This window comes from Pararhizobium sp. LjRoot235 (genome assembly GCF_964254145.1).
Classification (GTDB): Bacteria; Pseudomonadota; Alphaproteobacteria; order Rhizobiales; family Rhizobiaceae; genus Pararhizobium.
This window is the reverse complement of sequence record NZ_CAXUSP020000001.1, coordinates 954,279-980,372: the sequence shown is the minus strand read 5'-3', so window position 1 is coordinate 980,372 and position 26,094 is coordinate 954,279. Positions and strand designations below refer to the sequence as shown.

The 26,094-nt window shown below is 61.5% G+C and carries 28 protein-coding genes and 1 other RNA gene; 13 read left to right on the top strand and 16 right to left on the bottom strand.

Annotated features, from left to right (window positions below; genetic code table 11):
- Positions 1-2 precede the first annotated feature (2 nt).
- From ssrS to ACSQ2Z_RS04605, 3 genes are all read right to left on the bottom strand, one after another.
- A non-coding RNA gene (ssrS, locus tag ACSQ2Z_RS04615) (6S RNA) lies at positions 3-161 on the bottom strand.
- Between the two features lie 59 nt (positions 162-220).
- Entirely contained in the window at positions 221-595 is a 375-nt protein-coding gene (locus ACSQ2Z_RS04610; RefSeq protein ID WP_436080119.1) for a cell division protein ZapA, read from the bottom strand.
- Between the two features lie 31 nt (positions 596-626).
- A complete protein-coding gene (locus tag ACSQ2Z_RS04605; RefSeq protein ID WP_436080118.1) occupies positions 627-899 on the bottom strand; it encodes a DUF4164 domain-containing protein in 273 nt (90 codons plus the stop codon).
- 340 nt (positions 900-1,239) lie between these two features.
- On the opposite strand from ACSQ2Z_RS04605, the gene tkt reads away from it, so the two are divergent.
- The 6 genes from tkt to ACSQ2Z_RS04575 all read left to right on the top strand — a co-directional run bounded on the left by tkt (position 1,240) and on the right by ACSQ2Z_RS04575 (position 8,463).
- Positions 1,240-3,222 carry a transketolase gene (gene tkt, locus ACSQ2Z_RS04600; RefSeq protein ID WP_436080117.1) on the top strand — a complete coding sequence of 661 codons (1,983 nt, stop codon included), beginning with the start codon at positions 1,240-1,242 and terminating at the stop codon, positions 3,220-3,222.
- A gap of 72 nt (positions 3,223-3,294) precedes the next feature.
- Entirely contained in the window at positions 3,295-4,305 is a 1,011-nt protein-coding gene (gene gap / locus ACSQ2Z_RS04595; protein WP_113004401.1) for a type I glyceraldehyde-3-phosphate dehydrogenase, read from the top strand.
- Positions 4,306-4,309: 4 nt separating this feature from the next.
- A complete protein-coding gene (locus ACSQ2Z_RS04590; RefSeq protein WP_436080116.1) occupies positions 4,310-4,876 on the top strand; it encodes a putative glycolipid-binding domain-containing protein in 567 nt (188 codons plus the stop codon).
- Between the two features lie 13 nt (positions 4,877-4,889).
- Complete coding sequence (locus tag ACSQ2Z_RS04585) at positions 4,890-6,089, top strand: phosphoglycerate kinase (RefSeq protein ID WP_436080115.1); 1,200 nt, start codon at positions 4,890-4,892, stop codon at positions 6,087-6,089.
- A gap of 210 nt (positions 6,090-6,299) precedes the next feature.
- Positions 6,300-7,325, top strand: coding sequence for a class I fructose-bisphosphate aldolase (locus ACSQ2Z_RS04580; RefSeq protein WP_436080114.1), 1,026 nt, complete (start codon positions 6,300-6,302; stop codon positions 7,323-7,325).
- Between the two features lie 220 nt (positions 7,326-7,545).
- On the top strand, positions 7,546-8,463 hold the full coding sequence (locus ACSQ2Z_RS04575) for a PhzF family phenazine biosynthesis protein (RefSeq protein ID WP_436080113.1): 918 nt from the start codon (positions 7,546-7,548) through the stop codon (positions 8,461-8,463).
- On the opposite strand, the gene ACSQ2Z_RS04570 is transcribed toward ACSQ2Z_RS04575, so the two are convergent.
- On the bottom strand, positions 8,460-8,615 hold the full coding sequence (locus ACSQ2Z_RS04570; protein WP_436080112.1) for a hypothetical protein: 156 nt from the start codon (positions 8,613-8,615) through the stop codon (positions 8,460-8,462). The genes ACSQ2Z_RS04575 and ACSQ2Z_RS04570 overlap by 4 nt on opposite strands.
- A gap of 179 nt (positions 8,616-8,794) precedes the next feature.
- On the opposite strand from ACSQ2Z_RS04570, the gene ACSQ2Z_RS04565 reads away from it, so the two are divergent.
- The 3 genes from ACSQ2Z_RS04565 to rcdA all read left to right on the top strand — a co-directional run bounded on the left by ACSQ2Z_RS04565 (position 8,795) and on the right by rcdA (position 11,165).
- Positions 8,795-10,072: an MFS transporter gene (locus ACSQ2Z_RS04565; protein ID WP_436080111.1), complete on the top strand. Its 1,278-nt coding sequence runs from the start codon at positions 8,795-8,797 to the stop codon at positions 10,070-10,072.
- Positions 10,069-10,260, top strand: coding sequence for a DUF1192 domain-containing protein (locus ACSQ2Z_RS04560; protein ID WP_436080110.1), 192 nt, complete (start codon positions 10,069-10,071; stop codon positions 10,258-10,260). The genes ACSQ2Z_RS04565 and ACSQ2Z_RS04560 overlap by 4 nt, the downstream gene beginning before the upstream one ends.
- Positions 10,261-10,646: 386 nt before the next feature.
- Complete coding sequence (rcdA, locus tag ACSQ2Z_RS04555) at positions 10,647-11,165, top strand: protease adaptor protein RcdA (protein ID WP_018327877.1); 519 nt, start codon at positions 10,647-10,649, stop codon at positions 11,163-11,165.
- Positions 11,166-11,312: 147 nt separating this feature from the next.
- On the opposite strand, the gene ACSQ2Z_RS04550 is transcribed toward rcdA, so the two are convergent.
- From ACSQ2Z_RS04550 to rpmE, 5 genes are all read right to left on the bottom strand, one after another.
- Positions 11,313-11,729, bottom strand: a complete 417-nt coding sequence (locus ACSQ2Z_RS04550) for a GFA family protein (protein WP_436080109.1) — start codon at positions 11,727-11,729, stop codon at positions 11,313-11,315.
- 168 nt (positions 11,730-11,897) lie between these two features.
- Positions 11,898-12,686 carry a DUF899 domain-containing protein gene (locus ACSQ2Z_RS04545; protein WP_436080108.1) on the bottom strand — a complete coding sequence of 263 codons (789 nt, stop codon included), beginning with the start codon at positions 12,684-12,686 and terminating at the stop codon, positions 11,898-11,900.
- Positions 12,687-12,782: 96 nt separating this feature from the next.
- A complete protein-coding gene (locus tag ACSQ2Z_RS04540) occupies positions 12,783-13,265 on the bottom strand; it encodes an SRPBCC family protein (RefSeq protein ID WP_436080107.1) in 483 nt (160 codons plus the stop codon).
- Positions 13,262-13,591 (bottom strand): metalloregulator ArsR/SmtB family transcription factor, encoded by a 330-nt coding sequence (locus ACSQ2Z_RS04535; RefSeq protein ID WP_112846878.1) that lies wholly within the window; start codon positions 13,589-13,591, stop codon positions 13,262-13,264. The genes ACSQ2Z_RS04540 and ACSQ2Z_RS04535 overlap by 4 nt, the downstream gene beginning before the upstream one ends.
- Positions 13,592-13,768: 177 nt before the next feature.
- Positions 13,769-13,990 carry a 50S ribosomal protein L31 gene (gene rpmE, locus ACSQ2Z_RS04530; protein ID WP_018327882.1) on the bottom strand — a complete coding sequence of 74 codons (222 nt, stop codon included), beginning with the start codon at positions 13,988-13,990 and terminating at the stop codon, positions 13,769-13,771.
- Positions 13,991-14,207: 217 nt separating this feature from the next.
- Between rpmE and ACSQ2Z_RS04525 the strand changes: the two genes are divergently transcribed.
- Together ACSQ2Z_RS04525 and ACSQ2Z_RS04520 are read left to right on the top strand one after the other, a co-directional pair.
- Entirely contained in the window at positions 14,208-16,013 is a 1,806-nt protein-coding gene (locus ACSQ2Z_RS04525) for an ABC transporter ATP-binding protein/permease (RefSeq protein WP_436080106.1), read from the top strand.
- A gap of 139 nt (positions 16,014-16,152) precedes the next feature.
- A complete protein-coding gene (locus ACSQ2Z_RS04520; RefSeq protein WP_436080105.1) occupies positions 16,153-17,142 on the top strand; it encodes a Bug family tripartite tricarboxylate transporter substrate binding protein in 990 nt (329 codons plus the stop codon).
- A 45-nt stretch (positions 17,143-17,187) separates the two neighbouring features.
- On the opposite strand, the gene ACSQ2Z_RS04515 is transcribed toward ACSQ2Z_RS04520, so the two are convergent.
- The 7 genes from ACSQ2Z_RS04515 to ACSQ2Z_RS04485 all read right to left on the bottom strand — a co-directional run bounded on the left by ACSQ2Z_RS04515 (position 17,188) and on the right by ACSQ2Z_RS04485 (position 24,653).
- Positions 17,188-18,831, bottom strand: coding sequence for an FAD-binding dehydrogenase (locus ACSQ2Z_RS04515; RefSeq protein WP_436080104.1), 1,644 nt, complete (start codon positions 18,829-18,831; stop codon positions 17,188-17,190).
- Between the two features lie 129 nt (positions 18,832-18,960).
- Entirely contained in the window at positions 18,961-19,992 is a 1,032-nt protein-coding gene (locus tag ACSQ2Z_RS04510; protein WP_436080103.1) for a peptidoglycan -binding protein, read from the bottom strand.
- A gap of 3 nt (positions 19,993-19,995) precedes the next feature.
- Entirely contained in the window at positions 19,996-21,093 is a 1,098-nt protein-coding gene (locus ACSQ2Z_RS04505) for a flagellar motor protein MotA (RefSeq protein WP_436080102.1), read from the bottom strand.
- A gap of 156 nt (positions 21,094-21,249) precedes the next feature.
- Positions 21,250-22,050 carry an inositol monophosphatase family protein gene (locus ACSQ2Z_RS04500; RefSeq protein WP_436080101.1) on the bottom strand — a complete coding sequence of 267 codons (801 nt, stop codon included), beginning with the start codon at positions 22,048-22,050 and terminating at the stop codon, positions 21,250-21,252.
- A 70-nt stretch (positions 22,051-22,120) separates the two neighbouring features.
- Positions 22,121-22,684 (bottom strand): elongation factor P, encoded by a 564-nt coding sequence (gene efp / locus ACSQ2Z_RS04495; RefSeq protein ID WP_436080100.1) that lies wholly within the window; start codon positions 22,682-22,684, stop codon positions 22,121-22,123.
- 106 nt (positions 22,685-22,790) lie between these two features.
- Positions 22,791-23,990 (bottom strand): tetratricopeptide repeat protein, encoded by a 1,200-nt coding sequence (locus ACSQ2Z_RS04490; RefSeq protein ID WP_436080099.1) that lies wholly within the window; start codon positions 23,988-23,990, stop codon positions 22,791-22,793.
- Positions 23,991-23,999: 9 nt separating this feature from the next.
- Positions 24,000-24,653 (bottom strand): thiamine phosphate synthase, encoded by a 654-nt coding sequence (locus ACSQ2Z_RS04485; RefSeq protein WP_436080098.1) that lies wholly within the window; start codon positions 24,651-24,653, stop codon positions 24,000-24,002.
- A gap of 102 nt (positions 24,654-24,755) precedes the next feature.
- Here ACSQ2Z_RS04485 and ACSQ2Z_RS04480 point away from each other — a divergent pair, with 102 nt between their 5' ends.
- Entirely contained in the window at positions 24,756-25,535 is a 780-nt protein-coding gene (locus ACSQ2Z_RS04480) for a sulfite exporter TauE/SafE family protein (protein ID WP_436080097.1), read from the top strand.
- 110 nt (positions 25,536-25,645) lie between these two features.
- Complete coding sequence (locus ACSQ2Z_RS04475; protein WP_060639373.1) at positions 25,646-25,906, top strand: ArsR/SmtB family transcription factor; 261 nt, start codon at positions 25,646-25,648, stop codon at positions 25,904-25,906.
- Positions 25,907-26,094 lie beyond the last annotated feature (188 nt).

Here is a 26,094-nt window from a genome sequence, read left to right as displayed (position 1 = left end):
AAGTGCGATCCACACAGCCGGTGGATGGTTTACGATCCTGGGTGCCTACAAACGTAGGTGGGCGCCATGTGACCTAGCCCACGGGCCAGGTCAGGGACAGCTCCCGTGGATCGAGTATGGCCCCAGGGATTGTGGTGTCCTGTCGGGAAGCGCAGACCGCAACGGCAATATAGAGTGGCTTGGCAGCTTGCGCCAGTGGTGCCGCCGAACTTCTCCAAATTCAGTTGGCGGGAGCACCCTTGCCGGAAAGCTTTGCCGCGATGCCGTGGATCTGCGTCGTCACCTCTGACAGCACCGAGGCAAGCGCCTCCTCGGCCTTCTGCTGGTCGGCCACGGTCGCATCGCGTCCCTGCCTTAGATTGTCGGTCTCCGTCTGCAGGCTTTTCAGCCTGCGGTTCACTTCGCTGAGCTCGTCCATCACCATGATGCCGGCCATGACGGTCAGCCGGAGGTCACCGATTTCGCCGAACTGGGATTTCAGATGGCTGACATACTGGTCGAAGCGGTTGGCGAGGTCCGTCAGGTGATCTTCCTGGCCTTCTTCGCATGCCATGCGATAGGCCTTGCCGTCGATCGTCACCGTTACTTGCGCCATTCCCGTCACCTGCCCGCAGGCGGACCACGCATCAGCGGTCCAGCACTGCCCTTATCGTTTCCATGGCCGTCACGAGACGGCGCGAGACTTCGCGGTTCACTTCCTCAAGACGGTTTGCGCGGAATTGCGACTGGTCGAGCTCCTGCGCCAGCCGTGACCGGTCGGTGTTGATCCGGCGAACCTCGCCTTCAATTTCACCGCGGTCGCGCTCCCGGTCGAAGCGCCCGTCAACGGCATTCTCGAGGCTGCTGACTGCGCTGCGCAACTCCTCGATCGCCGCCTTGACTGTCTTTCCTGCCGCCATCACGCTTTCCCGATACGCACCAGACGGCCACGAATCGCCGTCCGGCCTCTGTATTTCAAGCTCGTTACATTCTTAGACCCATTCGGCATGGCTCCACAACGGCAAGGACTTTACAGGCCCGCAGAAGCTGTGGATCACGACCGTTTAAATCGATTTGCATCACTTGCGGCCATCTGATCTTCTTCGATGGATAGGGGCCGAAAAAGGCGCTACGGAGGTACTCAAAATGGCCGTATTTGTTGACTCCGACGAAGCAGATGCTATGTGTCAGCCGCTTTCTTACACGGTCTTTGGAGGATAGAGACCGTTCCCTGTCCACCGAACTCAAGCGGAACAGTCAATGATCTCTCGCAAACAACACGACCGGATGGCAAATGCGATCCGTTTCCTTTCCATGGACGCCGTCGAAAAAGCCAATTCGGGTCACCCCGGCCTGCCGATGGGCGCCGCCGACGTGGCAACGGTTCTATTCTCCCGTTACCTGAAGTTCGATCCGAAGGCCCCGCTCTGGGCGGACCGCGACCGCTTCGTGCTATCGGCCGGCCATGGCTCCATGCTGATCTATTCGCTGCTTCATCTGACCGGCTACGAAGACATGACGATGGAGGACCTCAAGCTGTTCCGCCAGCTCGGCTCGAAGACCGCCGGCCACCCGGAATACGGCCATGCCTCGGGCATCGAAACGACCACCGGCCCGCTCGGCCAGGGCATTGCCAATGCCGTCGGCATGGCGATCGCCGAGCGCAAGCTCGCCGAAGAATTCGGCAGCGAACTGCAGAACCATTACACCTACGTCCTCTGCGGTGACGGCTGCCTGATGGAAGGCATCAGCCACGAGGCGATCGCGCTTGCCGGCCACCTGAAGCTCAACAAGCTGGTCCTCTTCTGGGACGACAACAACATCACCATCGACGGAGCCGTAAGCCTCTCGGATTCGACCGACCAGATTGCCCGCTTCCAGGCCGTTCACTGGAACACGATCCGCGTCGACGGCCACAATCCGGAGGAGATCGCAGCCGCCATCGAAGCCGCCCAGAAATCCGATCGCCCTACCTTCATCGCAGCCAAGACCGTCATCGGCTTCGGCGCGCCGAACAAGGCCGGTACCCACAAGGTCCATGGTTCGCCGCTCGGGGCCGAGGAAATTGCCGCAACCCGCAGGGCGCTCGATTGGGAAGCTGAGGCCTTCACCGTCCCGGCCGACATTCTCGAGGCATGGCGCGCAGCCGGCAAACGTTCCGTTGGCGCACGCAGGGAATGGGAAGGCCGCCTGGATGCGACCGAGACGGCCAAGAAGTCCGAATTCACCCGCCGCTTCGCCGGCGAACTGCCTGAAAACCTCGATGCCGCCGTCGACGCCTACAAGAAGAAGATCGCCGACGCGCCGCCGACAGTCGCCACCCGCAAGGCCTCCGAAGACGCGCTTGAAGTCATCAACGGCACGCTGCCCGAGACGCTCGGCGGCTCGGCCGACCTGACGCCGTCGAACAACACCAAGACCAGCCAGATGAAGTCGATCACCCCGACCGATTTCTCCGGCCGCTACATGCACTGGGGCATTCGCGAACACGGCATGGCTGCCGCCATGAACGGCATCGCGCTGCACGGCGGTCTCATTCCCTACTCCGGCGGCTTCATGATCTTCACGGACTATTGCCGTCCGTCCATCCGCCTCGCGGCCCTGATGGGCATCCGCGTCATCCACGTCCTGACGCACGATTCCATCGGCGTCGGCGAAGATGGCCCGACGCACGAGCCGATCGAGCACATGGCCGCGCTGCGAGCCATCCCCAACCTCCTGATGTTCCGGCCGGCCGACGCCGTTGAAACCGCCGAATGCTGGCAGCTGGCGCTCAAGGAACGGCATCGTCCGTCCGGTCTGGCGCTGACCCGTCAGAACCTTGCGCCGTCCCGCCTGAAATACGAGGCTGAAAACCTCTGCGCCAAGGGTGCCTATGAACTGGTTGCCGCCGACAATGCCAAAGTCTCGATCTTCGCATCAGGTTCGGAAGTCGAGCTCGCCGTCAAGGCAGCGGCCGACCTGAACGGTAAGGGCATCGCTGCCCGTGTCGTCTCCGTGCCCTGCTTCGAACTCTTCGCCGAACAGCCGGAAGCCTATCGCAAGGCCGTCATCGGCAATGCGCCGGTGAAGATCGCCGCCGAAGCGGCTGTCCGTCAGGGCTGGGATTATTTCATCGGCTCGGATGGCGATTTCATCGGCATGCATTCCTTCGGCGCATCCGGCCCGGCCAAGGATCTGTTCAAGCACTTCGGCATCACCGCAGAGGCGATCGTCGCCGCCGCCGAAAAGAAGCTCGCCTGATTTTCCTTCACAGGGCGCGGCCCAACGCGCCCTGTTTTCCCCACCGAGACCTTAGACAGGGAGAGACCTGAAATGACTGTAAAAGTTGCCATCAACGGCTTTGGCCGCATCGGCCGCAACGTCCTTCGCGCCATCGTCGAATCCGGCCGCACCGACATCGAAGTCGTTGCCATCAACGATCTCGGCCCTGTCGAGACCAATGCGCACCTGCTTCGCTACGATTCGATCCACGGCAAGTTCCCGGCGGACGTGAAGGTCGAAGGCGACACCATCATCGTTGCCGGTGGCAAGCCGATCAAGGTGACGGCGATCAAGGATCCGGCAACCCTGCCGCATGGCGCGATGGGCGTCGATATCGCGCTCGAATGCACCGGCATCTTCACCGCCCGCGACAAGGCTGCCCTCCACCTTCAGGCGGGCGCCAAGCGCGTCATCGTTTCGGCTCCGGCCGACGGCGCTGACCTGACCGTCGTCTTCGGTGTCAACCACAACGAACTGACCAGGGAACACCTGGTCATCTCCAACGCATCCTGCACGACCAACTGCCTGGTGCCGGTCGTCAAGACCCTGGACGACGTCGTCGGCATCGACCATGGCTTCATGACGACGATCCATTCCTATACCGGCGACCAGCCGACGCTCGACACGATGCACAAGGATCTGTACCGCGCCCGCGCAGCCGCCCTGTCGATGATTCCGACATCGACCGGCGCCGCCAAGGCGGTCGGCCTCGTCCTGCCGCACCTCAAGGGCAAGCTCGACGGCACCTCGATCCGCGTTCCAACCCCGAACGTCTCGGTCGTCGACTTCAAGTTCGTCGCCAAGCGCGACACGACGGTTGCGGAAATCAACGGTGCGATCAAGGCAGCCTCGGACGGCGCGCTCAAGGGTATCCTTGGCTACACCGACGAGCCGCTGGTTTCGCGCGACTTCAACCATGACAGCCATTCCTCGATCTTCGCCAACGACCAGACCAAGGTTCTGGAAGGCAAGTTCGTGCGTATCCTCTCCTGGTACGACAATGAATGGGGCTTCTCCAACCGCATGGCCGACACGGCCGTTGCAATGGCAAAGCTGATCTAAAGTCATGTTTCGCGCCCTTTCCCCAACAACGGTACGCTGGCGTCCGCTTGAGGGGGAAGGGCTCGAACACCTGACGATCGCGCCGGTCGATGGCGCGGGCCTCCGCGCGTCGAGCGTGCTGATTGGCGAACGCGGCGGCCGCGCCTATGGTGTGCGCTATATTATCGACTGCGATCCGCATTGGACCGTCCTCGCCTTCAGCATCGAAACGACCGAAGGTCAACGGCTTTCACTCGTGTCCGACGGCAAGGGCCGCTGGCGCGGCGCGGACGGCAGCGCCTTCCCCGCCCTTGACGGCTGCATCGATATCGATCTTGCCGGAACGCCCTTTACCAACACGCTGCCCATTCGCCGCCTCGGCCTGACGCCTCGGGACGGCACCGCCAAACTCACCATGCTCTATGTGCCCTTCGATACGTTCGAGCCATTTCCCGATGGCCAGACCTACGCCTGCCTCGAGGAAGACCGGCTCTATCGCTACGAGGCGGAAGACCGCGCCTTCACCGTCGAACTGCCGGTGGACGAGGACGGGCTGGTGACCGATTATCCCACCCTTTTCCAGAGACTATGACCGGAGACCGATCATGACTTTCAAGACCCTCGACGACCTCACCGACATCGCCGGCAAGCGCGTGCTTGTCCGCGTCGATCTAAACGTGCCGGTCAAGGACGGCAAGGTGACCGACGCGACCCGCATCGAGCGCGTCGTGCCGACGATCCGCGAACTCTCGGAAAAGGGCGCCAAGGTCATCCTGCTCGCCCATTTCGGCCGTCCGAAGGGTGAACCCGTCGCCGACATGTCGTTGTCGCTGATCGCCCCGGCAGTCGAGGACATTCTCGACCAGCGCGTCCAATTCGCCGCTGACTGCATCGGCGAGAAGGCAGCAAGCGGCGTTGCCGGCATGAACGACGGCGATGTCCTGCTCATGGAAAACACCCGCTTCCACAAGGGCGAGGAAAAGAACGACGCGGATTTCACCAAGGCGCTCGCCGCCAATGGCGACATCTATGTCAACGATGCTTTCTCCGCCGCCCACCGCGCCCATTCCTCGACGGAAGGCCTCGCCCATCTGCTGCCCGCCTATGCCGGCCGCACCATGCAGGCGGAACTCGAGGCTCTCGAAAAAGGTCTCGGCAATCCGAAGCGTCCCGTCGTTGCCATCGTCGGCGGCGCCAAGGTCTCGACCAAGATCGACCTCTTGATGAACCTCGTGATGAAGGTCGATGCCCTCGTCATCGGCGGCGGCATGGCCAATACCTTCATCGCCGCGCGCGGCACCAATGTCGGCAAGTCGCTCTGCGAACATGACCTTGCCGGCACCGCCAGGCAGATCATGACGGAAGCCGCGTCCGCCGGCTGCGCCATCGTGCTGCCGGTCGACGGCGTCGTTGCCCGCGAATTCAAGGCAGGCGCCGACAACGAGGTGGTCGATATCGAAGCGATCCCGGCCGACGCCATGGTGCTGGACGTTGGACCGAAATCGATCATCGCCATCAACGACTGGGTGAGCAAGGCCGAAACCCTTGTCTGGAACGGCCCGCTCGGCGCCTTCGAAATCGCGCCTTTCGACAAGGCCACCGTTGCCGTTGCCAAGCACGCTGCTGCCCGCACCAAGAGCGGCGCGCTCGTCTCCGTCGCCGGCGGCGGCGATACGGTCGCGGCGATGAACCACGCGGAAGTGGCTGACGACCTCAGCTATGTCTCAACCGCAGGCGGCGCCTTCCTCGAATGGATGGAGGGCAAACCGCTCCCCGGCGTCGACATTCTGCACCAGCAGAAATAAACCAGCGCCGCTGCGACAACTACTTCCATCACCCCGGCCTGTGCCGGGGTTTTTTCGTTGCATCGCACTGTGTTTGGATGCATCGCAACAATAAACCCCAATATTTCAAACGATTAAATTAATTTTAATCGTTTTAAAGAATTTAACTTTCATTTTCCTTGCCCTATTCTTCTGCTATCGGCGAGCTGTAGGACAACCAGGAGAACGCATATGAGCGAAAGACTTGAAGACATTGCAGCAGCCATGGTGGCGACCGGCAAGGGCCTGTTGGCAGCAGACGAGTCCACTGCGACGATCGGCAAGCGCTTCGATACGATCGGCCTTGCATCGACCGAAACATCGCGCCGCGACTATCGCGAGCTGCTGTTTCGCGCCGACGAGGCCATGAAGTCCTATATTTCCGGCGTCATCCTTTACGAGGAGACCCTGTTTCAGAAGGCGGCAGACGGCACGCCCTTCGTTGACATCATCCGCGCCGCGGGTGCCGTTCCCGGCATCAAGGTCGATACAGGCGCAAAGCCGATGGCGAAATTCCCGGGCGAGACGATCACCGAGGGCCTCGATGGCCTGGCCGGCCGCCTGAAGACCTATTATGACGCCGGTGCCCGTTTTGCCAAATGGCGCGGCGTCATCTCCGTATCCGACGTCCTGCCGAGCTTCGGCGCGATCAAGGCCAATGCGCAGGCGCTGGCCCGTTACGCAGCCCTCTGCCAGGAAGCCGGCATCGTCCCGATCGTCGAACCGGAAGTGCTGATGGACGGCGCACCCGGCAACCACTCAATCGACCGTTCGGAAGAAGTCACCGAGGAAACGCTGCGGATCGTGTTCGAGGAACTGAGCGATGCCCGCGTCAGCCTTGAAGGCATGATCCTCAAGCCGAGCATGATCATCGACGGCAAGAAGGCTCGGCAGGCATCGGTCGCAGAGGTTGCCGAGCGCACGGTGAAAGTCCTGAAACGCACCGTGCCCGCTGCCGTTCCGGGCATCGCCTTCCTCTCCGGCGGCCAGTCGACGGAAGAGGCCACGGCGCATCTCTCCGCCATCAAGGCCGGCTCCGACCTGCCCTGGGGCATGACCTTCTCCTATGGCCGCGCACTGCAGACCGAGGCTCTGACGGCCTGGAGCGGCAAGCCGGAAAACGTCGCTGCCGGCCAGCGCGCTTTCACCCACCGCGCAAAGATGTGCAGCCTTGCTGCAACGGGCGGCTGGAAGAAGGAGTTCGAACGGGCCGCCTGATTTAAAGTTACAGGGAGGGGAGAAGACCCGGCCCGCGCATGCGGCCGGGTTTTCTTTGTCGGCATCTACACGTGCTTTCTCACAAGGCACTTTTCGTCTCCGCGCCGGCCTTGAACAAACGCCACCTCGATTGTCCGGGTGACAAGAACGCACTTCGCCCGGCATTCGCTCTCCTTTATCTCCTTGAACTGGTCTCAGCCGGAACGGGAGCAAGCAACTTATGGACAGCGTCGCCTATGTCACCGTCGATGTTTTCGCCAACGAGCGGTTTGCCGGAAACCAGCTTGGGGTGATCCCCGATGCACGCGGATTGTCCGATGCACAGATGCAGCAGATCGCGGCTGAATTCCGTTATTCCGAAGTTACCTTCGTGCTTCCGCCGGAAGACCCAGCCAACACGGCGCGGGTGAGGATTTTCACGCCGACCATGGAAATCCCCTTCGCCGGCCATCCCAATGTCGGCACCGCCTTCGTGCTCGGCGCCCAGACGGATGTTTTCGGAAAGGCGTCTGGGGATGTCCTTCGTTTCGAAGAAAAGGCGGGTATCGTCGAGGCGGCGCTACTTCGCGACGACGGACGCGTCGCCGGTGCCAGCATTCTCGCGCCGCAGCCGCTATCGGTTGGGCGGCAAATCGACAGCGACACCGTCGCCCGCTGCGCCTCCATCAGCGCCGGCGAGATTCGCACGGAGACCCATGCTCCCGTCATCACCTCCGTCGGCCTGCCCTTCGCGCTCGCCGAGGTCTCAGACCTGGAAACGCTCGCGCGCGCCTGCCCCAACACCGCTGCCTTTGCCGAGACCGACCGGCGATTCTCGTGCGAGGGCGAGCAGTTCGCGCTGTTTCTCTATACGCACCTGCCCGACAATCCGTGGCATCTTCGCGCCCGGATGTTTGCGCCGCTCGACAACGTCATCGAGGATCCGGCAACCGGAAGCGCCTCCGGGGCGCTGGGGGCGCTTCTCGCCTCGCTGCAGCCGGATCGCGACCTCGACATCAACGTCACCATCGAGCAGGGCATCGAAATGGGACGCCGGAGCCTGATAGAATTGACCGTGCGCAAATCGGATGGGCTGGTTCGCAGCGTGCGGATCGCCGGGCGCTGTATCGCCGTCATGTGCGGCAGCATCAGCCTTTAGGGCCGGATCAACACCATCAGCATCATCGCGGCGATCGCAAAGGCGGCGACTTTCCAGAAGTCTCGGCGCTGGCGCAGTCCAGGCAGGTTGAGCGGCTTCAGGATCTGGATCACCATGGCCAGAAGCAGGAGTACCGTTAACGCTTTGGACATCATTTTTCTCTGTTGTGGAAAAGAACTCGGCAGGACTTCAGGCCGTCACACGCGCGTCACTTTTGCGCGCGAACAGGGTTAGAACGTCCTTTCCAATCTCACTCAATAAAAATTTCCGGCTGGCAATTGTGGTGGCATCGCCCTACTTTTCGGCGCAACCCGGAACCAGCGGATTTCACATGAGAAAAAACCTTCTTCCCGTCACCTCACTTCTGCTTGGAACGCTGTTTCTCTTCCTTGGAAATGGATTGCACAGCCTGTTGCTGCCGGTGCGCGGCACGACGGAAGGGTATTCAACGACGCTGCTCGGCCTGCTCGGCACCTCCTGGGCCAGCGGCTTCGTGCTGGGCTGCCTGCTGGCGCCGACCATCGTCAAGCGCGCCGGCCATGTGCGCGCCTTCAGTTGCTTTGCTTCCATCCTGGCGATCATCGCGCTTTTGACCGGCATTCTCGTCGATCCGATCTGGTGGGTGGTGCTACGCGCCTTCACCGGCTTCTCGACGGCCGGAACCTCGATGATCATCGAAAGCTGGCTGAACGAGCGCGCCACCAATGAGAGCCGCGGCGCGATCTTCTCGCTCTACATCGCCATCACCCTGATGGGCGTCGTCGGCGGTCAGTTGATGATCCCGTTCGGCGATACGTCGACGACGCTGTTTTTCATGTGCGCCGGCATCGTCTACTGCCTGGCCATGCTGCCGACGCTCCTGTCGACCGCGGCCTCACCGCAACCGCTGAAACAGGTTAGCCTCGACCTGCCGGCGCTCTATCGCAACTCACCGATTTCCTTCCTCGGTATCCTGCTCATTGGCATCGCCAATGGCGCTTACGGCACGCTCGGCGCCGTCTTCGGCCGTCAGGTGGGACTTACCGACAGCACTGTCGCGCTGATGATGAGTACGACGATCTTCGCTGGCGCCGTAATGCAGTTCCCCGCCGGGCGCCTCTCGGACATGATCGACCGCCGCTATGTTCTGGCCGCGCTTGCCGCCATCGCCGCGATTGCCGGCGCACTGATCTTCCTGGTCGAACCGACGGGCGTCGTTCTCCTGATCGCGCTCGTCGGCGTCTATGGCGCAACCGCCAACGCGCTCTATCCGATCGCCGTCTCGCATGCCAACGATTTCGCCACGCCGGAGGACTTCGTCAAGATTTCCGGCGGCCTGCTCTTGCTCTACGGCATCGGCACGATCATCGGCCCGACCATCGGCGGCCCGATCATGACCGTCACCGGCCCCTACGGCCTGTTCATGATCACCGCCTGCGCCCATGTGCTGATCACGGCTTACGCGATCTTCCGCAGCCGCATGCGTGCCGCAGTGCCGGCATCGGAACGCGACGCCTACTCGACCATCAACCCCGGCACCCTGACGACGCCGGAAAGCCTGCAACTGTCGCCGCGGGCAGCTCCTCTCGAGGAAAGAAGCGACGACGAGCCCGAACGGAGGTTCGCATGAGCCTGTTTGACGACGACCGTCCCAAGAAACAGCCGGCCCACGAGATCGGCTGTGACCTCTCGCTTCTTTCGGCCGAAGAGCTCGCATTGCGTATCGAGATGCTGAAACAGGAAATCGCGCGCCTTGAAGCGGAAAGAGCAAGCAAATCGGCAAGCAAGTCGGCGGCTGAAAAGTTCTTTCGTTCGTGATGCGGCCCGTTGCAGCAACCAAATCGAGGTCAAAAGCGGAAAACAAGACATTGCATCGCCGAGAATCCGGCCGCCATAACGCTTCATTAAGCCTTATAAGGTATTACTGACGCATCCGGATCGCTCTGGACTCAGACAATTCCGCGTTTGGCGATTGGTCTGATTTTTCTCCCTGTTTTACCTTGAGAGCCGCGTTTGCGGCTCTTTTTTTTGCCTTTTTTCCCCAGCCGTCAAAGAATTGTGGAGATTAACCCTTTATTAAGAATAGGCTTGCGCGAAATGCGCTATGGGATCATGTTCCAACAATAGAACGAGCGGCCGGAAACTTCCTGTTGACCCGCTTGTCACCTGACCGAGTTGATGCGTTTAACCAGGGAAAGCAGACCATGTCCGAACGGGGATTGAATACTGTGAGCTTCGCGGGGCACGCTGCGTCTTCGGCGCAGTTCAAGGCTCTCTACGCGGAAGGCATGGGCCTGGTTGAAGAGACCGCGAGCTATCTCGACGGCCCCGGTCGTGCCGCCTCCAAGGTTCTGCCGCGTATGGCATCAGTTCTCTACGCAGCGGAATCGATGCGCCTCACCACCCGCCTGATGCAGATGGCATCCTGGCTGCTCCTGCAGCGCGCCGTCAACAATGGCGAGATGAATCGCGAGCAGGTCCTGTCGGAAAAGAACAAGGTCCGCCTCGACAGCTTCAACGTCGATCGCACCGCACCCGGCTGGAACGACCTGCCGGAAGGTTTCCGCGATCTGATCGACCGCTCGCTGCGCCTGCAGAACCGCGTCGCCCTGCTCGACCGCGAAATTTACCGCCCGCAGGAAGCCCAGAACTTCACGCCCGACAACCAGAATGGCGTCAAGGCCCAGCTCACCCTGCTGCAGACCGCTTTTGGGACAAATTGATCGGAGCCTGGCAGGCAGCCGAATGCTTCAAACCCGGCCGTTGTGCCGGGTTTTGTGTTCTTGGACGGCCAAGCGGCGCAAGACGACCAACTGAAGTGAAGCGTTGCCCGGTCCGACAGACTTGATGCGAAGCAGGATCGCGGCTTTTCACGCCGAGGGCATCTTGTCGAATTTCCGAAGTGTTGGATCGACGTGGTCCCATGCGTAACCGCGCACGTTGTACGTTACCATCTGCGGCTTGTATTGGCTTGGGTCGTCGAGGCTCCCGGCGTGCACGGTGAAAAGGTCTGGCGTCGCCGAGAACGTCAAATACACCGGTGACCCACAGCTGGGGCAGAACGCGCGTGTCTTGACGTTACCGCTGTCGCTAACGATGTCCCAATGCTTCGCTGCGCCTTCGAGTTTCACGTTCCTCTTGTCCGCAAAGGTGAGGTAGGACCCGTGCCCGGTTCCGCTCTTGCGCTGACAGTCGCGGCACTGGCAGTCGTTCATCACCAACGGTTCGGCCGAAATCTCATAGCGGATTGCACCGCAGGCGCACCCGCCCGTATAAGCTCTGCTCATATCGTTTCTCCTATAAAGCGCTGTTGGAATGTTCCGAAGGTATGGAGCGGGTTCGGCAGAATCATCTGGCCATGCGTTACCATTCGCCAAGGGCGACCAAACCGCCCTTGGCGTAAGTGTCTTGCGGGCAGACCCAATCGATCACGCCGCGATAACCGCGTACCTCGGTCAGCCTTGGTCGTACTCGTCGTGGCGGCGCCACCAGATGCCCTCTTCGTTGCGCCCCTTGGGCGCGCGGTCGAGCCATTGGTACATGCCCCAGAGGCCATCCAGTCCGCGCGCATAGGCGGAATAGGTGTGATAGACGACATCGTCTTCGAGAACGAAGGCGCTCATGCCCGGCCTCTCGCGCGCGAACGTGGCTGCGTCGGTTCCGCTCATGGCCGCTGCAGTCGCAGGCCCGTCGGGTGTCGAACGGGAGGGTATCTCAGGCGCCCCACCGCCGCCACGTTGCAACGCCGGCTCGCGCCGGTAGTTGTATTCGACGGTCCCGTCGCGCTGTTGCTGCTCGGTGAACGACACGTTGAAGTCGAAGTTGAAGTCGCTGCCGAACGAGGACGCCCAGGGAAACGTCCACCCCATCCGCTGCTTGTATGCCTGCAGCTTCGCGAGCGGCGCCCGCGACACCGCAGAAAACGCGACGTCATGATTCTCCAGGTGAACGACGAAGCCGTTGAACCCGTCCGCGATCGATGAACAGGACGGACATCCAGCCTTGTAGTCGGGGCCCAACATGAAGTGGTATATGAGGAGCTGAGAGCGCCCTCTGAAGAGATCTGACAGCGAGGCGTTCCCCTCGTCAGTCTCGAAACGATACTCCTTGTCGATCCGGACCCACGGCAATTCCTGCCGTCGCCGCGCGAGCGCGTCGCTGCGTCGCGTCAGATCCTTCTCCTCCTTGAGCAGTGCGACGCGGGCCTCCAGCCACTCATCGCGAGAAACGACTTGATGCTGCATGGTTTCCTCCTGTTTGTCGAAATGCTTGTTGCATGGAAGCGGTCCATTCCGGTCGAACCGCCGGGCACCTGTGGGACCCGCTTTCGCAGACCCGCGTCAGTGTCGTCGCTTCGAGTTTGCCTGTTCCGCAGCGACGGCGTCGAGGTTTCGGACAACCTTCTTCCAACCTTCGCTCATGCTCCTGAAAGCAGTGTCGTTCCGCGGTAGCACGAAACCGGAGTGGATGAGGCGAAGGCGCGTCCCACTTTCAACCCTGGAAAGGATGAACGTGACGACGGTGTCCAGCCGTGAGCCATATCCGACGTTTCCCTCGTGTCCGCCTTTCCAGGCATAGACGAAGCGCTCGTAAGGTATCACCTCCAGCACCTGGCAGCGAATGACACCGTCCCATGCGCCGGCCGCCGTAGTCTGGAACGTGAACTGCTTGCCCTCCACGGCCTCGAATCCTGTCGGCGCCATTATCCAGCGAGCCATAAGTTCGCCGGATGTCAACGCGTACCAGATCGTCTCCGGCGCGTGCGGGAAGACCTCGTCGACCACGATGTCTTGCGTGTCGGACTTCAAAGCGGCATCGGTCATGGATCGATCTCCTTGAGCAAGGTTCTGAGATTTGCGAAGCGTTCGCGCCAGAAGACGCCGTAATGGCTCATCCAATCGACGAGCGGGGCGAGACCCTCGGGCTCAGCGCGATAATACACGTTGCGGCCTTCCGGGCGCTCGGCAACCAGACCGGCCTGCTTCAATGACTTGAGATGTTGGGAGATGGCGCCCTGTGTCACGCCGCTCCCACGCGTCAACTCGACGACGGTAATCTCGTCGGACCGGACGACCCGTTCGAACACGGCTCGCCGCGTCGGGTCGGCGAGTGTGCGCAGGACGGCGGTGATGTTTGCAGCTTCGATCATGGGAATCAAATAGCCGATACTAATTGATAAGTCAATACTAATCTTTTTTATCGGAGGAAGCCTAGACTCCCCGCCAGATGGCTCGAGACCAACAATCCCGTATCGCCTCCAAGCCCCAAAACGCAAAAAAGCCCGGACGAACCGGGCTTTCCCAAAATCTGATCCAGCAATGGAAACTTAGAGGCCGAGGCCTTCGAAGCGCTTCTTGAACTTGGAGACGCGGCCACCGCGGTCCATCAGCTGCTGGTTGCCGCCGGTCCAGGCCGGGTGCGACTTCGGGTCGATTTCGAGGTTCATGGTCTGGCCTTCCGAACCCCAGGTCGAGCGGGTTTCGTATTCGGTGCCGTCGGTCATGACCACTTTGATCATGTGGTAAGCGGGATGGATATCAGCCTTCATAACAATCTTCCTGCAAGTTCCAGGGTCCAATTGTCGCAAGCCATTTGCGGGCCATTGCGGCATGGGGACCGAACACGTAAATGAAGCCGCAGACCACCCAAGGGACCACGGCTTCCCAATTTGATGCCGTGCCTATACATGATGGTCATGAGGATAACAAGTACCGCCGGAGAAGACTTGTGCGAGTTTTGCCGCTTCTTCCGGTATTGGAGGTCATGTGTCGAATGAGGTCGTTCAACAGGCGGGGCGCAGGTCCGTGCGCCCGCTGGCCAAGCTGTTGCCGTATATCCGGCGCTACCGCAATCTTGTCATCGGGGCCGGCATTTCGCTCGTTATTGCGGCCGTCACGACGCTGACGCTGCCGATGGCCGTGCGCCGGATGATCGACCACGGTTTCTCCGTCTCCGATTCCGGCTTCATCAACACCTATTTCTCGATGCTGATGGTTCTGGCGATCGTGCTCGCGGTGGCCAGTGCGACCCGCTACTACTTCGTCATCACACTCGGCGAGCGGATCGTCTCGGATCTGCGCCGCGACGTCTTCGACCATGTCACCCGGCTTTCCCCGTCCTTCTTCGATGTCAACCAGTCCGGCGAGATCGTCTCGCGGCTGACCGCCGATGCGACGCAGATCAAATCCGCCGTCGGGGCCACGGCATCTGTTGCTCTGCGCAACACTATCCTGTGTCTCGGGGCCATCGCCATGATGGTCTATACCAGCCCGAAGCTGTCAAGCCTGGTCCTTATCGCCATCCCCGTCATCGTCTTCCCGCTTGTCGGCTTCGGTCGCTCGGTGCGCCGGCGTTCACGCGAAGCGCAGGATACCCTCGCCACGGCGTCGGCGTATGCCGGCGAAGCCATCTCCGCCTCCCGCACCGTCCAGGCCTTCAACGGCGAGGCCGTCGCGCAAGCGCGCTATGGCAGCGCGGTCGAAAGCGCCTACGAGGCAGCGCGCGCCGCCATCAAGGCCCGCTCCATCCTCACCGCCTTTGCCATCACCATGATCTTCGGCAGCGTCGTCGCGATCCTATGGTTCGGTGCGCAGGACGTCCTGTCCGGCACCCTGTCGGCCGGCACGCTCGGCCAGTTTCTCCTGTACTCCGTCTTTGCCGCAGGCAGCCTCGGCGCGTTGTCGGAGGTCTGGGGCGAGCTCTCGCAGGCAGCGGGCGCTGCCGAGCGTTTGAGCGAATTGCTGGCTGAACAACCGAACATCAGGGCACCTGCCAATCCCGTCGCCATGCCGGAGCCGGCACAAGGAGCAGTGACCTTCGACGACGTCCATTTCGCCTATCCCTCGCGTCCGGGCTACAAGAGCGTCAAGGGCCTGAGTTTCGCCGTCAAGCCGGGCGAGACGGTCGCCATCGTCGGCCCTTCCGGCGCCGGCAAGAGCACGGTCTTCTCGCTGCTGTTGCGGTTCTACGACCCGGCCAAGGGAACGGTCCGCGTCGATGACGTCGATATCCGCTTGGTCGATCCTGAGGCACTGCGCGGCCGTATCGCCATCGTTCCGCAGGACGTCACCATCTTCGCCGCCTCGATCCACGACAACATCGCCTTCGGCCTGCCCACCGCATCGCGCGACATGGTGCGTGCCGCAGCCATTGCCGCCCAGGCCGATGAATTCATTGCAAAGCTCGATCAGGGCTACGATACGCAGGCCGGAGAGCGTGGCATTACGCTGTCCGGGGGCCAGCGGCAGCGCATCGCCATCGCCCGCGCGATTCTGAAAAATTCCCCGGTTCTGCTGCTCGACGAGGCGACCTCCGCGCTCGACGCCGAGAGCGAAACGCTAGTACAGAAGGCACTCGACGGCCTGATGCGCGAACGCACGACGCTGGTCATCGCCCACCGGCTGGCGACCGTGCTGAAGGCCGATCGTATCCTGGTCATGGATCAGGGCAGGATCGTCGAGGAAGGCACCCACGCCTCGCTGGTCCGCCAGGGCGGCCTTTATGCCAAGCTGGCGCGGCTGCAGTTCGATTATGACAGCCCTGAAGCAAGCAATGTCGTGACGCTTGGATGAGGCGTCCTGTTCCGAATAAAATCGATTGAGTACAACCCTTAATTCTTCTCCCGAGGTTGCCGTTCTATGGGGCGACGCTATTGTTGCCGCCGACACGTTTTTCTGCAGCTTTGTGGCTACGTCCTGGGAGGAGATTTGAATGGCATTGTCCTTATTGAAGCGGCGCACGGCACTCGCGCTGGCATTGATGGCGACATCGGCGCTTTCGCTCGGCGGTGAAGCAAAGGCGCAAGAGTTTCCCGATCGCCCGGTAACGCTGGTGGTGCCCTTCGCGGCCGGCGGCTCGACCGACGTGGTTGCGCGCATCATCGGCCAGAAGATGTCCGACGATCTCGGCCAGCAGGTGATCGTGGAAAACGTCGCGGGCGCCGGCGGCAATCTCGGTGCCGACCGTGTGGCGCGGGCAGAACCCGATGGCTATACGATCCTGATGGGAACGGTTGCGACCCACGCGCTCAATCCTCTGATCCTGAAGACAAAGCCCTATGACCCGGAAAAGGACTTCGCGCCTGTCTCGCTGCTGGTGCTCGTGCCCAACGTGCTCGTGGTCAACCCGCAGCTTCCGGCAAAGAATGTCGCGGAGCTTCTGGCGCTTCTGAAGGCGGCCCCTGAGCAATACTCCTACGCATCCTCCGGCAACGGCACGCCGCTGCATCTCTCCGGCGAACTGTTCAAGAAGATGGCCGGCGTCAGCATGCAACACGTGCCCTACAAGGGATCAGGTCCGGCGCTGAACGATGTCATCGGCAACCAAGTGCCGATCATGTTCGACAACCTGCCCTCATCCTCCGGTCATATCAAATCCGGCACGCTCAGGGCCTTGGCCGTAACGACGAAGGAGCGCGCACCGTCTTTCCCGGATGTGCCGACGATCGCCGAAACCATTCCCGGGTATGAGACCTATACCTGGAACGCACTGTTCGCCCCAGCGGGCACGCCGAAGGACGTGATCGATCGGCTCAATGCTTCCGCCAGGAAGGCCTTGGCGGACCCGGCCGTAGCCGAGAAGATGAAGGGCTTCAGCGCCACCATCGTCGGCTCGACGCCGGATGAGCTTGCCGCGCATGTGAAGGCAGAACTGGCGAAATGGGGTCCGGTCGTCAAGGACGCCAACGTTCAGATGGATTGATGGCCCAAAGCTCTCCGGTTGCCCGGAGAGCTTTTCGGCCGAGCATCAAGCGCCGATGCTGCGGCCCACAACACGCCCGGAAAAGATGCAGCCACCTAGGAATGTCCCTTCCAGCGCGTTGTAGCCATGCATGCCGCCGCCGCCGAAACCTGCAACTTCGCCTGCCGCATAAAGGCCGGGAACAGGTTCGCCCGAAAGCTCCAGCACACGGCCATTGAGATCGGTCTGCAGGCCACCCAGCGTCTTTCGCGTCAGGATATTGAGGCGCACGGCAATCAGCGGTCCCGCTTTCGGATCGAGCAGCCGGTGCGGCTTGGCCGTTCGCATCAACTTGTCGCCGAGATAATTGCGGGCGCCGCGAATGGCAGTGACTTGCGCGTCCTTCGAAAATGGATTGTCGATCTCGCGATCGCGCGCCTCGATCTGGTGGCGCAGATGGGCGAGCCGAAGGCGCCCCTCGCCGGTGAGCGCATTCATGCCCTCGACCAGATCGTCCAGCCGGTCGCGGATGACGAAGTCTTCGCCCCTGTCCATAAAGGACTGTACCGGGCCTGGCGGATTTTTACCCAGGCGTTTCAAAAGCAGCGGGATGTCCTTGCCGGTAAGGTCGGGGTTCTGCTCCGAGCCCGAAAGCGCGAATTCTCGTCTGATGATCGCCTTGGTCAGGATGAACCAGCTGTAGTCAGCGCCCGTCCTGCGGATCGCCTTCAGGGTGCCGAGCGTATCGAAGCCCGGCATGGCCGGCGCGGCAAAACGGTTGCCGTCGGCATCGCACCAGAAGGAAGACGGCCCGGGCAGGATACGGACGCCATGGTTCGGCCAGATCGGATCGAAGTTGCGCAGGCCCTCCGTGTAATGCCACATGCGATCCTTATTGATGACGGAACCGCGCGCCTGTTCGGCAATCTCGACCATGCGCCCATCGACATAATCCGGCACGCCGCTGACCATGAAGTTCGGTGGCGGGCCGAGCCGGTCGACCGGCCATTGCTTGCGCACCAGATCATGATTGCCGCCGATGCCACCGGACGAGACGACGACGGCGCCGGCCTCGAACCAGAACTCGTCTACGACCTCGCGCGAACTGCGCCCGCCGCGCGGCACGCCGTCGGTCTTCAGAACCGATCCCCTTGCGCCCGTGACGGCACCATTGGTCATGATCAGTTCGTCGACCCGATGACGAAAGCGGAAACGGATGCGTCCCTTGCTTTCCGCCGCCCGCGCCCGCGCGATGAACGGCGCCAGCACGCCTGGACCTGTGCCCCACGTCACGTGAAAGCGCGGCACCGAATTTCCGTGGCCGTGTGCAAGACCACCTCCGCGCTCCGCCCAGCCGACAACCGGAAACCAGCGCATGCCCTGGCTATGCAGCCAGGTGCGCTTTTCGCCAGCGGCAAAATCGAGATAGGCGTCGGCCCAGCGGCGCGGCCAATAATCTTCGGGCCGGTCGAACTGCGCCGACCCCATCCAGTCCTGCCGCGCCAGGTCGAGGCTGTCACGGATTCGCATGCGCCGCTGCTCTGGGCTATCGATAAACAGCAAGCCACCGAGCGACCAAAAGGCTTGTCCGCCCAAATTCTGCTCGCCTTCTTGATCAAGCACGATGACCCTGAGCCCCCGGTCGGCAGCCTCCACCGCCGCGACGAGGCCGGCAAGCCCCGCCCCGATCACCAGAACATCACAATCCATGCTCTTCCTCCAGCAACTCCACCCTGCCCGACATTACGCATACGTAAACGTCAGGGCAATGGAGAAGCTGTCCCACAAAACACAGGTTTTATGCGCAGGGAATGCCGATACGGACCGGCGCCGACCCTGTTATTTTTCGGTCAGCTTCAGTTCGATGCGGCGGTTCTGCGAGCGCGCGGCCGGACTGTCGCCCTCGGCAATGGGCTGGAATTCGCCGAACCCCGCCGCGGCGAGTCGAGCCGCCGGAACGCCCCTGGAGATCAGGAACTTGACGACGGATGTCGCGCGGGACGAGGAAAGCTCCCAGTTGTCGGCGTAGCGGCCTGTCCCGGAAAGCGGCACATTGTCCGTATGCCCGTCGACCCGGAGCACCCAGTTGATCTCAGAGGGAATTTCCTTGGCGAGATCGAGCACGGCCGTGGCAAGCTTGGCCATCTCTTCCTGCCCCTCCGGATTCAGTTCATTACCACCAGATGGAAACAGCACCTCCGACTGAAAGACGAAGCGGTCGCCGACGATACGAATATTTTCGCGATCGGACAGGATTTCACGCAGCCGCCCGAAGAAATCGGAACGGTAACGGTTGAGTTCCTGCACGCGCTGCGCCAGCGCCACGTTCAGCCGCCGGCCAAGATCGGATATCTTCGTCTGCGACGCCTCGTCCTTGGCCTCGGATGCCTGCAACGCTCCCTCGATGGCGGCGATCTGGCTACGCAGTGCAGCGATCTGCTGGTTCAAGAGGTCGATCTGGCTCATTGCGCGGGCGCTGATCTGTTTTTCCTCATCCAGCTTTCCCGTGAGATCACCGATCTGCCGGTTGGCGACATCGGAACTGCCGGTCCCCTGGTCGAGCAGCGCCTGCAGCCGCGAACGTTCGCCTTCCGACGAGGCCAGGGATGCCTGCAGGTTGGCAAGCGAATCCTCGAGATCCTGCTTGCCGCCCTTCTCCAGCGCCAAAAGCTGGGTCAGTTCGTTGATCTGGCTGTTCAGCCGGTTGAGCACATCTTCCTTGCCGCTGATTTCGCGGCTGAGCAGAAATTGCGCCAGCACGAAAACGGAGAGCAGGAACATGATGGCCAGGAGCAACGTCGAAAGGGCATCGACGAAACCCGGCCAGTAATCGACCGTTCTCTGTGTCCGGCCCTTGCGCGCAAGTGCCATCGGTCATTCCCCCCCGGCGTCTTCGATGCGCGCAAGCTTGTGCGGTCTTTCCGGATGAACGGGAATCTTTTCCGTATGTCCGATACGCGCCGAAAGCTTGTCCAGCGTTTTGCGCATCGACTTTGCTTCATCCTGTTGCGCCTCGATCCAGTCGCGCAGCATCTGCTGCTCGCCGCGCATGTTCTTCACCAGCCCCTGAATGCCCTCGGCAAGGCTCGCCATGGCGGCGGTCGTGCGCTGGTTCATGCCGCCATCGTGATTGAGGCGGGCAAGTTGCTCGGTCAACTGCCGAAGCTCTTCGGCAGGCGCTGCGGCCGACTTGCCGGGGATGACCATCACGTCCGAACTGACATCCGTCACGGACGACAGCCAGTTTTCGAGTTCAGTGTAAAAGCGGTTTTGCGCGCGCCCCGCCTGCAAATCGAGAAAGCCGAGGATCAGCGAACCGGAGAGACCGAAAAGCGAAGTCGAGAAGGCAGTCCCCATGCCCGACAGCGGCGCCGACAGGCCGGTCTTCAAAGCGGCCAGAACATCCTGCGTGCTTCCCGTCCCGGCATCGAGCGATTGAATGACCGTATTGATCGACCCGATGGTGCCGAGCAGACCCCAGAAGGTGCCGAGCAGGCCGAGGAAGACCAGAAGTCCGGTCAGATACCGCGAGGTGTCGCGCGATTCGTCGAGGCGTGTGGCGATCGAGTCGAGGATGGACCGCAGCGCCGTCGTCGAGATCGCCATGGAGTGGCGCTGGCCGATGAGGGCGCGCATCGGCGCCAGGAGGACCGGGTCGCGGCCAACCTTCTCGGCGCTTCCGGCGGCACGGAAGGAATTGAACCAGCGAACCTCGGGGCGCAATCTGAGGACATGATTGAAAACCAAGAGAATGCCGATCAGCAGAACACCAAGAATAAGGCCGTTCAGTCCCGGATTGCTCGAAAAGGCGGCGTGCGCCTGGCGAAACAGGATGGCAGCGACAAACCCGACGATGATCAGGAAGATCACCATCGTCCAGAAGAAAACCATCGGGCTCGTCAGCTTGTTGGGATTATAACCCTCGCTCAAAGCTCCGCCGGTATCCCATCCCGACAGTTCCAATTTCGCCATGGGTTTATTCTCCGGTTCTCATGTGCTGCAGCCTGCCCGCACACGCGGACAAAGCTATGCTTGCGCCGGAGACTAGAGGAAGTTTGTGCCAAATTGAAGGGGAAACAACGGGCAACATCAACAGGATGAAACAGCCGCCCGTTCAAGCTTTCCGGCTTATTTTCCCGGAATGGGGCGGTGCAGCACCTCGTGCAGCGCCTTGCGGATATATTCATTGCCGGCAACGATCGAGCCGTCGTCCATCGGTTTGTTGCCGCCGTCGATATCGGCGACCCACCCGCCGGCTTCGCGAATCAGCAGGATTCCCGCGGCAAGGTCCCAAGGAAACAGACCGCGCTCCCAGAAACCGTCAAACCGGCCTGCCGCAACATAGGCGAGATCGAGAACGGCAGCACCCATGCGGCGGACACCGGCAACCTCGCCCATCACATGCCGCAATTCGACGAGATAGGTACCGTGGTTGGCAACGCCCAGATGCGGCATGCCGGTGCCGATCACGGCATCCGACAGGTTCTTGCGGGCAGCGACGCGCAGCCGGCGATCATTGAGGAAGGCGCCTCCACCACGCTCGGCCGTGAAGAGCTCGTCGGTCGCCGGGTTCAGGACAACGGCGGCAACGATCTCGCCCTGGCGCTCGAGTGCGATCGAAATCGCAAAATGCGGGATGCCGTGCAGGAAGTTCGTCGTGCCATCCAGCGGGTCGACGATCCAGCGATGGGCGCCGTCGGTGCCGATAATCTCTTCGCTCTCCTCGCCAAGGAAGCCATAGGTCGGACGCGACTTCAGAAGCTCTTCCCGGACCAGCTTTTCGGCCTTGCGATCGGCCTGCGAAACGTAGTCCCCCGGTCCCTTCAGCGAGACCTGCAGGTTCTGGACTTCGCCGAAATCACGCGCCAGCGACTTGCCGGCCTTGAAAGCGGCCTGAACCATGACATTGAGAAGAGCTGAGCGTGCCATTTTGGCTTTCCTTCGAAACAGAAAACCGGCCGCGGCAACGGCCGGAGAAATTTAAACGTGCCGCTGCGGATCAGTCCGCGCGGCGGAGATAGGCGATTTCATTGGTATCGACCAGAATGCGCTCGCCGGCTTCGACGAACGGAGGAACCATGACGCGCACGCCATTTTCCAGGATCGCCGGCTTGTAGGACGACGCGGCCGTCTGCCCCCTCACCACCGGATCGGCCTCCGCGATCGTCAGGACCACCTGGTCGGGCAGCGAAATGCCGATCGGCTTCTCGTCGTACAGCCTGACAGAGACCATCATGCCATCCTGCAGGAAGGTGGCGCGATCGCCGACGAAGTCCTTCTGCAGTTCCAGCTGTTCATAGCTCTCGACATCCATGAACACCAGAGCATCGCCCTCTTCATAAAGGAACTGGAAGTCCTTGAGATCGAGGGTGACGAGTTCAACGGTTTCGGACGAACGAAAACGTTCGTTGAGCTTGGTGCCGTCGATCAGGTTCTTGAGCTCGACCTGGTTGAAGGCGCCGCCCTTGCCCGGCTTCACCGTTACGCTCTTGACCGCAGCCCAAAGGCCGCCATTGTGCTCGATGACGCTGCCGGGGCGAATTTCGCTGCCGCTGATTTTCATGGGAAGCATGTCCTAAAGAAGTCCGGGCCGCGCCCATCGGCCAGCCAATCCGGCGCTTCAAGACCACAAAACCCCCGAAAGTTCAAGCCTTGCGCTGAAAACTCGCTCAGGACGCCCGGTATTTGTTGGCAGCGCTCAACGCCGCCTTCTGCTGTTCTTCGGTCAGTCCGAGATAGAAATCCTCCAGCGCGAGATCCTTCAATCCGGCCCGGCGCGACAGCACGTACCATTTGGCAGCCTCGACCGGATCGGGACGCGTGCCGATCGCATTGATATAGAGATGCGACAGTTTGTTCTGCGCGACGACATTGCCCCCCTCGGCAGCGCGCCGCATCCACTTGAAGCCTTCGTCGAGATTGCGATCGCCACCGACGCCGTCAACCAGCCAGATGGCAAGGTCGAGCTGCGCGGTATCAAAACCGGCACGGGCAGCGCGCAAAAGCCAGTCACGCGCCTTTGCCCGCTTGTTCTCGTCGATGCCGTCGACGTTCAAATAAATCTGCGACAGCGCATATTGCGCATCGGCGATGCCCTGCTCGGCCGATTTTTCATAATAGGGCAGCGCCGCCTTCAGGCCCCTTTCGCCCGGCATGTCGGCGACCAGCAGCTGGCCGTAGTTGAACTGGGCGGAAGGATTGCCGAGGTCGGCAGCCTTCTTCATCAGCTCTTCCGACCGTTTCTTGTCGCGCGGAACATCGCGCCCTTCCATCAAGAGAAGTGCGTATTTGAACATGGCGCCGGGATCGCCGGCATTGGCCGCCTGGCCGTACCAGAAGGCGGCATCCTTGGTGTTGCGCGCAACGCCGAGCCCCTGTGCGAAGATCTCCGCAACCAGCGTCTGCGCCGCCGCATCGCCGAGCTGCGCCCGCGGCAGGGCCAGTTCCATCGCGGTCAGATAGTAACCGCGCTGAAACGCGCCATAGGCATCGTCAGCCTTGCCAGCGAACGCCTTTTCCTGCGGCAGGGCCGGCAGTTCCGCGCCCATCCGGTCCAGCACATTGACGCCGCTCGACGGCTCAAGCTTTCTCGCATCCGTCTTCTTGGCCTCGTCCGGAGATTGCAGCTTCGGTATTTCGCCTTCCGGCAGGGCCGCACCGTTGAAGGGCGTGATCCGGCCGCGTTTGGCGACCGCGCCCTCGTCGATCTCGCCTTGCCCCGCTGGCGTCGCAGCCTCCTGTGCCGGCGTGGCCGAGTTCACACCGGGCAACGCATCGTCCGCACGCAGGCAGACGGGCGCGCCGAGAACAGTGGCGCATATCAGGAGAAGCGGAACGCGGTGCCGCAATGACGAGAGACGGATCAACATGGAAATGTCTTACTCTTCAAACCGTGGCGCTTTTTCGTCAAGAAGTGCGTTGACCTGCCCAACAATGACCGCCGCCTGGTCCGGCTGGGCGAACACGGCAAGACGCAGCGCAACGAACTCCGCGCCACTCTCGGCAGCGGCGAGCGCCGATTGCGGATCCGTGCCGCCCATGACGATGCAGGGAATTTCGATCATCGAGGCCCACCATTCGGCGAGCGCAACGTTCTTCGGATGCGCCTCCGGCTTGATGTCGCCGTCGAGCTTGCCGAAGAAGACATAATCCGGGCGGATCTCGCCCATTTCCAGCGCATGATGCCGGTCCGTGGCATTGCCGCCGCCGACGATGAGTTTCGGTGAAAATTTCTCGACCGCCTCGGCAAGTTCCGCCGCATTGCCGGTCACGTGCAGGCCATCGGCCTTGGCGCGGCCGGCAACCCGGGTATCGCCAGCCAGCAGCGCCGCAGCACCCGCTTTCTGAATGATTGGAACAAGCGCCTCGGCGTGTTTCTGGAAGGCATGCTCGTCCAGTCCGTATTGCGGCACGATGACTGACGCCACGTCGCCGCCGCGCAACGCATCGCCGAGGATTTGCACGCGGCTTTCGACATCGGCGATATCAGGCGCGATGAGGACAAGGCGGCAGCGGTTGTCTGTATTGCTCATAATGTCTCTGTTTCCGGTGAAATGCGCGTCGCGCGCCACCCCTACTCGATTTCGATCCGCAAAAGCGATAGACCCTGCGGGCAAAAGGATCAACCGATACCCATGCTTCCCGATTTTCAGTTCTATGCCATCGCCATTCCCGCCGTTGTGCTTGTCGGCTTCAGCAAAGGGGGCATGGGAGAAGCGCTGTCCCTGATGGGCGTGCCCCTCCTGTCGCTCGCCGTTTCTCCGGTGCAGGCAGCAGCCCTGCTATTGCCGATCCTGATCGCCATGGACCTCGTCTCGCTGTGGATGTGGCGCCAGCACGGCGACACGAAAACGCTGACGATCCTTCTGCCCGGCGCGCTTGCCGGCATCGCCATCGGCTGGGCGACTTCAGCCTATGTGCCCCGCGATGCGCTGCGGCTGATCATCGGCGTCATCACCATCCTCTTCGTGCTGCGTTACGTCTACAATGTCTGGCGCGCCCGGCGCGGTATCATCATTCCGGCAAAGCCGCACCGACCGCTACAGGCCAGCTTCCTCGGTTCCTTTGCAGGTTATGGCAGCTTCGTCGCCCATGCAGGCGGCCCGCCCTTCCAGATCTACGCCCTGCCGCTGAAGCTCCCGCCGCGCGAATATACCGGCACCATGGTGCGCTTTTTCGCCATCCTCAACGCCGTCAAGCTCATTCCATATTTTGCACTCGGACAACTGGATCCCAGCAATCTGACGACATCACTGACGCTTTTTCCGCTAGCCATGCTGGCAACGATGGCCGGCGCCTGGGTCGTCAGACGTATGCAGCCGCAGGTCTTCTATCCGTTCATGTATATGATGGCGTTCCTCGCCGGCTTGAAACTTGCCTATGACGGCCTGGTGGCGCTCGCAACTGGATCGTAAGGGGCGCCCGCCACGACCACACGCCGCGCTTGCATCCCGCAAAGCAAAATTCCATTACCGCATTGCACAATTTGCTTGCCGTGAGCTTTGAATTCTCCTAGCTTTTGCGCATGTCAAACGCTGATCCCTTTGATGCAATCTCGGATCCGAACCGGCGCTATCTGCTGGAGGAACTGCGCCGCGCGCCGCGAACAGTGAATGAATTGGCGGAAGGACTGCCGATCAGCCGCCCAGCTGTATCGCAGCATCTGAAGGCTCTTTTGGACTCAAACCTGGTTTCAGTCTCCGCCAGCGGCACGAAACGGATTTACGCGATCAACAAGCCCGGCTTCGACCGGGTCAATCTCTGGCTTGATCAGTTCTGGTCGTGATTGTTGTGACCTCGAAAGGTCAGACATCGGGAAACTCGGTACCACGGTACTCTGGCGAACGTCATGTCCGCGCTGAACGCGCTCCGTCTCTCAACAACGCTGCAACCGGATTTGCGAAATTCATTTCGCCTTTTCGGGATGGTTTCTCGCGTTGGAACAAAAGTTTCCCGATGAATAAGATTGCTTTA

What these genes read in the sequence shown, in the direction of transcription:
- ACSQ2Z_RS04500 (WP_436080101.1), bottom strand. Translation starts at nt 22,050, where the DNA reads ATGGCACGCTCAGCTCTTCTCAATGTCATGGTTCAGGCCGCTTTCAAG.
- ACSQ2Z_RS04585 (WP_436080115.1), top strand. Translation starts at nt 4,890, where the DNA reads ATGACTTTCAAGACCCTCGACGACCTCACCGACATCGCCGGCAAGCGC.
- ACSQ2Z_RS04485 (WP_436080098.1), bottom strand. Translation starts at nt 24,653, where the DNA reads ATGAGCAATACAGACAACCGCTGCCGCCTTGTCCTCATCGCGCCTGAT.
- tkt (WP_436080117.1), top strand. Translation starts at nt 1,240, where the DNA reads ATGATCTCTCGCAAACAACACGACCGGATGGCAAATGCGATCCGTTTC.
- gap (WP_113004401.1), top strand. Translation starts at nt 3,295, where the DNA reads ATGACTGTAAAAGTTGCCATCAACGGCTTTGGCCGCATCGGCCGCAAC.
- ACSQ2Z_RS04565 (WP_436080111.1), top strand. Translation starts at nt 8,795, where the DNA reads ATGAGAAAAAACCTTCTTCCCGTCACCTCACTTCTGCTTGGAACGCTG.
- rpmE (WP_018327882.1), bottom strand. Translation starts at nt 13,990, where the DNA reads ATGAAGGCTGATATCCATCCCGCTTACCACATGATCAAAGTGGTCATG.
- ACSQ2Z_RS04480 (WP_436080097.1), top strand. Translation starts at nt 24,756, where the DNA reads ATGCTTCCCGATTTTCAGTTCTATGCCATCGCCATTCCCGCCGTTGTG.
- ACSQ2Z_RS04475 (WP_060639373.1), top strand. Translation starts at nt 25,646, where the DNA reads ATGTCAAACGCTGATCCCTTTGATGCAATCTCGGATCCGAACCGGCGC.
- ACSQ2Z_RS04560 (WP_436080110.1), top strand. Translation starts at nt 10,069, where the DNA reads ATGAGCCTGTTTGACGACGACCGTCCCAAGAAACAGCCGGCCCACGAG.
- ACSQ2Z_RS04550 (WP_436080109.1), bottom strand. Translation starts at nt 11,729, where the DNA reads ATGAGCAGAGCTTATACGGGCGGGTGCGCCTGCGGTGCAATCCGCTAT.
- ACSQ2Z_RS04520 (WP_436080105.1), top strand. Translation starts at nt 16,153, where the DNA reads ATGGCATTGTCCTTATTGAAGCGGCGCACGGCACTCGCGCTGGCATTG.
- ACSQ2Z_RS04545 (WP_436080108.1), bottom strand. Translation starts at nt 12,686, where the DNA reads ATGCAGCATCAAGTCGTTTCTCGCGATGAGTGGCTGGAGGCCCGCGTC.
- ACSQ2Z_RS04515 (WP_436080104.1), bottom strand. Translation starts at nt 18,831, where the DNA reads ATGGATTGTGATGTTCTGGTGATCGGGGCGGGGCTTGCCGGCCTCGTC.
- rcdA (WP_018327877.1), top strand. Translation starts at nt 10,647, where the DNA reads ATGTCCGAACGGGGATTGAATACTGTGAGCTTCGCGGGGCACGCTGCG.
- ACSQ2Z_RS04535 (WP_112846878.1), bottom strand. Translation starts at nt 13,591, where the DNA reads ATGATCGAAGCTGCAAACATCACCGCCGTCCTGCGCACACTCGCCGAC.
- ACSQ2Z_RS04540 (WP_436080107.1), bottom strand. Translation starts at nt 13,265, where the DNA reads ATGACCGATGCCGCTTTGAAGTCCGACACGCAAGACATCGTGGTCGAC.
- ACSQ2Z_RS04490 (WP_436080099.1), bottom strand. Translation starts at nt 23,990, where the DNA reads ATGTTGATCCGTCTCTCGTCATTGCGGCACCGCGTTCCGCTTCTCCTG.
- ACSQ2Z_RS04505 (WP_436080102.1), bottom strand. Translation starts at nt 21,093, where the DNA reads ATGGCGAAATTGGAACTGTCGGGATGGGATACCGGCGGAGCTTTGAGC.
- ACSQ2Z_RS04605 (WP_436080118.1), bottom strand. Translation starts at nt 899, where the DNA reads ATGGCGGCAGGAAAGACAGTCAAGGCGGCGATCGAGGAGTTGCGCAGC.
- efp (WP_436080100.1), bottom strand. Translation starts at nt 22,684, where the DNA reads ATGAAAATCAGCGGCAGCGAAATTCGCCCCGGCAGCGTCATCGAGCAC.
- ACSQ2Z_RS04580 (WP_436080114.1), top strand. Translation starts at nt 6,300, where the DNA reads ATGAGCGAAAGACTTGAAGACATTGCAGCAGCCATGGTGGCGACCGGC.
- ACSQ2Z_RS04570 (WP_436080112.1), bottom strand. Translation starts at nt 8,615, where the DNA reads ATGTCCAAAGCGTTAACGGTACTCCTGCTTCTGGCCATGGTGATCCAG.
- ACSQ2Z_RS04590 (WP_436080116.1), top strand. Translation starts at nt 4,310, where the DNA reads ATGTTTCGCGCCCTTTCCCCAACAACGGTACGCTGGCGTCCGCTTGAG.
- ACSQ2Z_RS04510 (WP_436080103.1), bottom strand. Translation starts at nt 19,992, where the DNA reads ATGGCACTTGCGCGCAAGGGCCGGACACAGAGAACGGTCGATTACTGG.
- ACSQ2Z_RS04575 (WP_436080113.1), top strand. Translation starts at nt 7,546, where the DNA reads ATGGACAGCGTCGCCTATGTCACCGTCGATGTTTTCGCCAACGAGCGG.
- ACSQ2Z_RS04610 (WP_436080119.1), bottom strand. Translation starts at nt 595, where the DNA reads ATGGCGCAAGTAACGGTGACGATCGACGGCAAGGCCTATCGCATGGCA.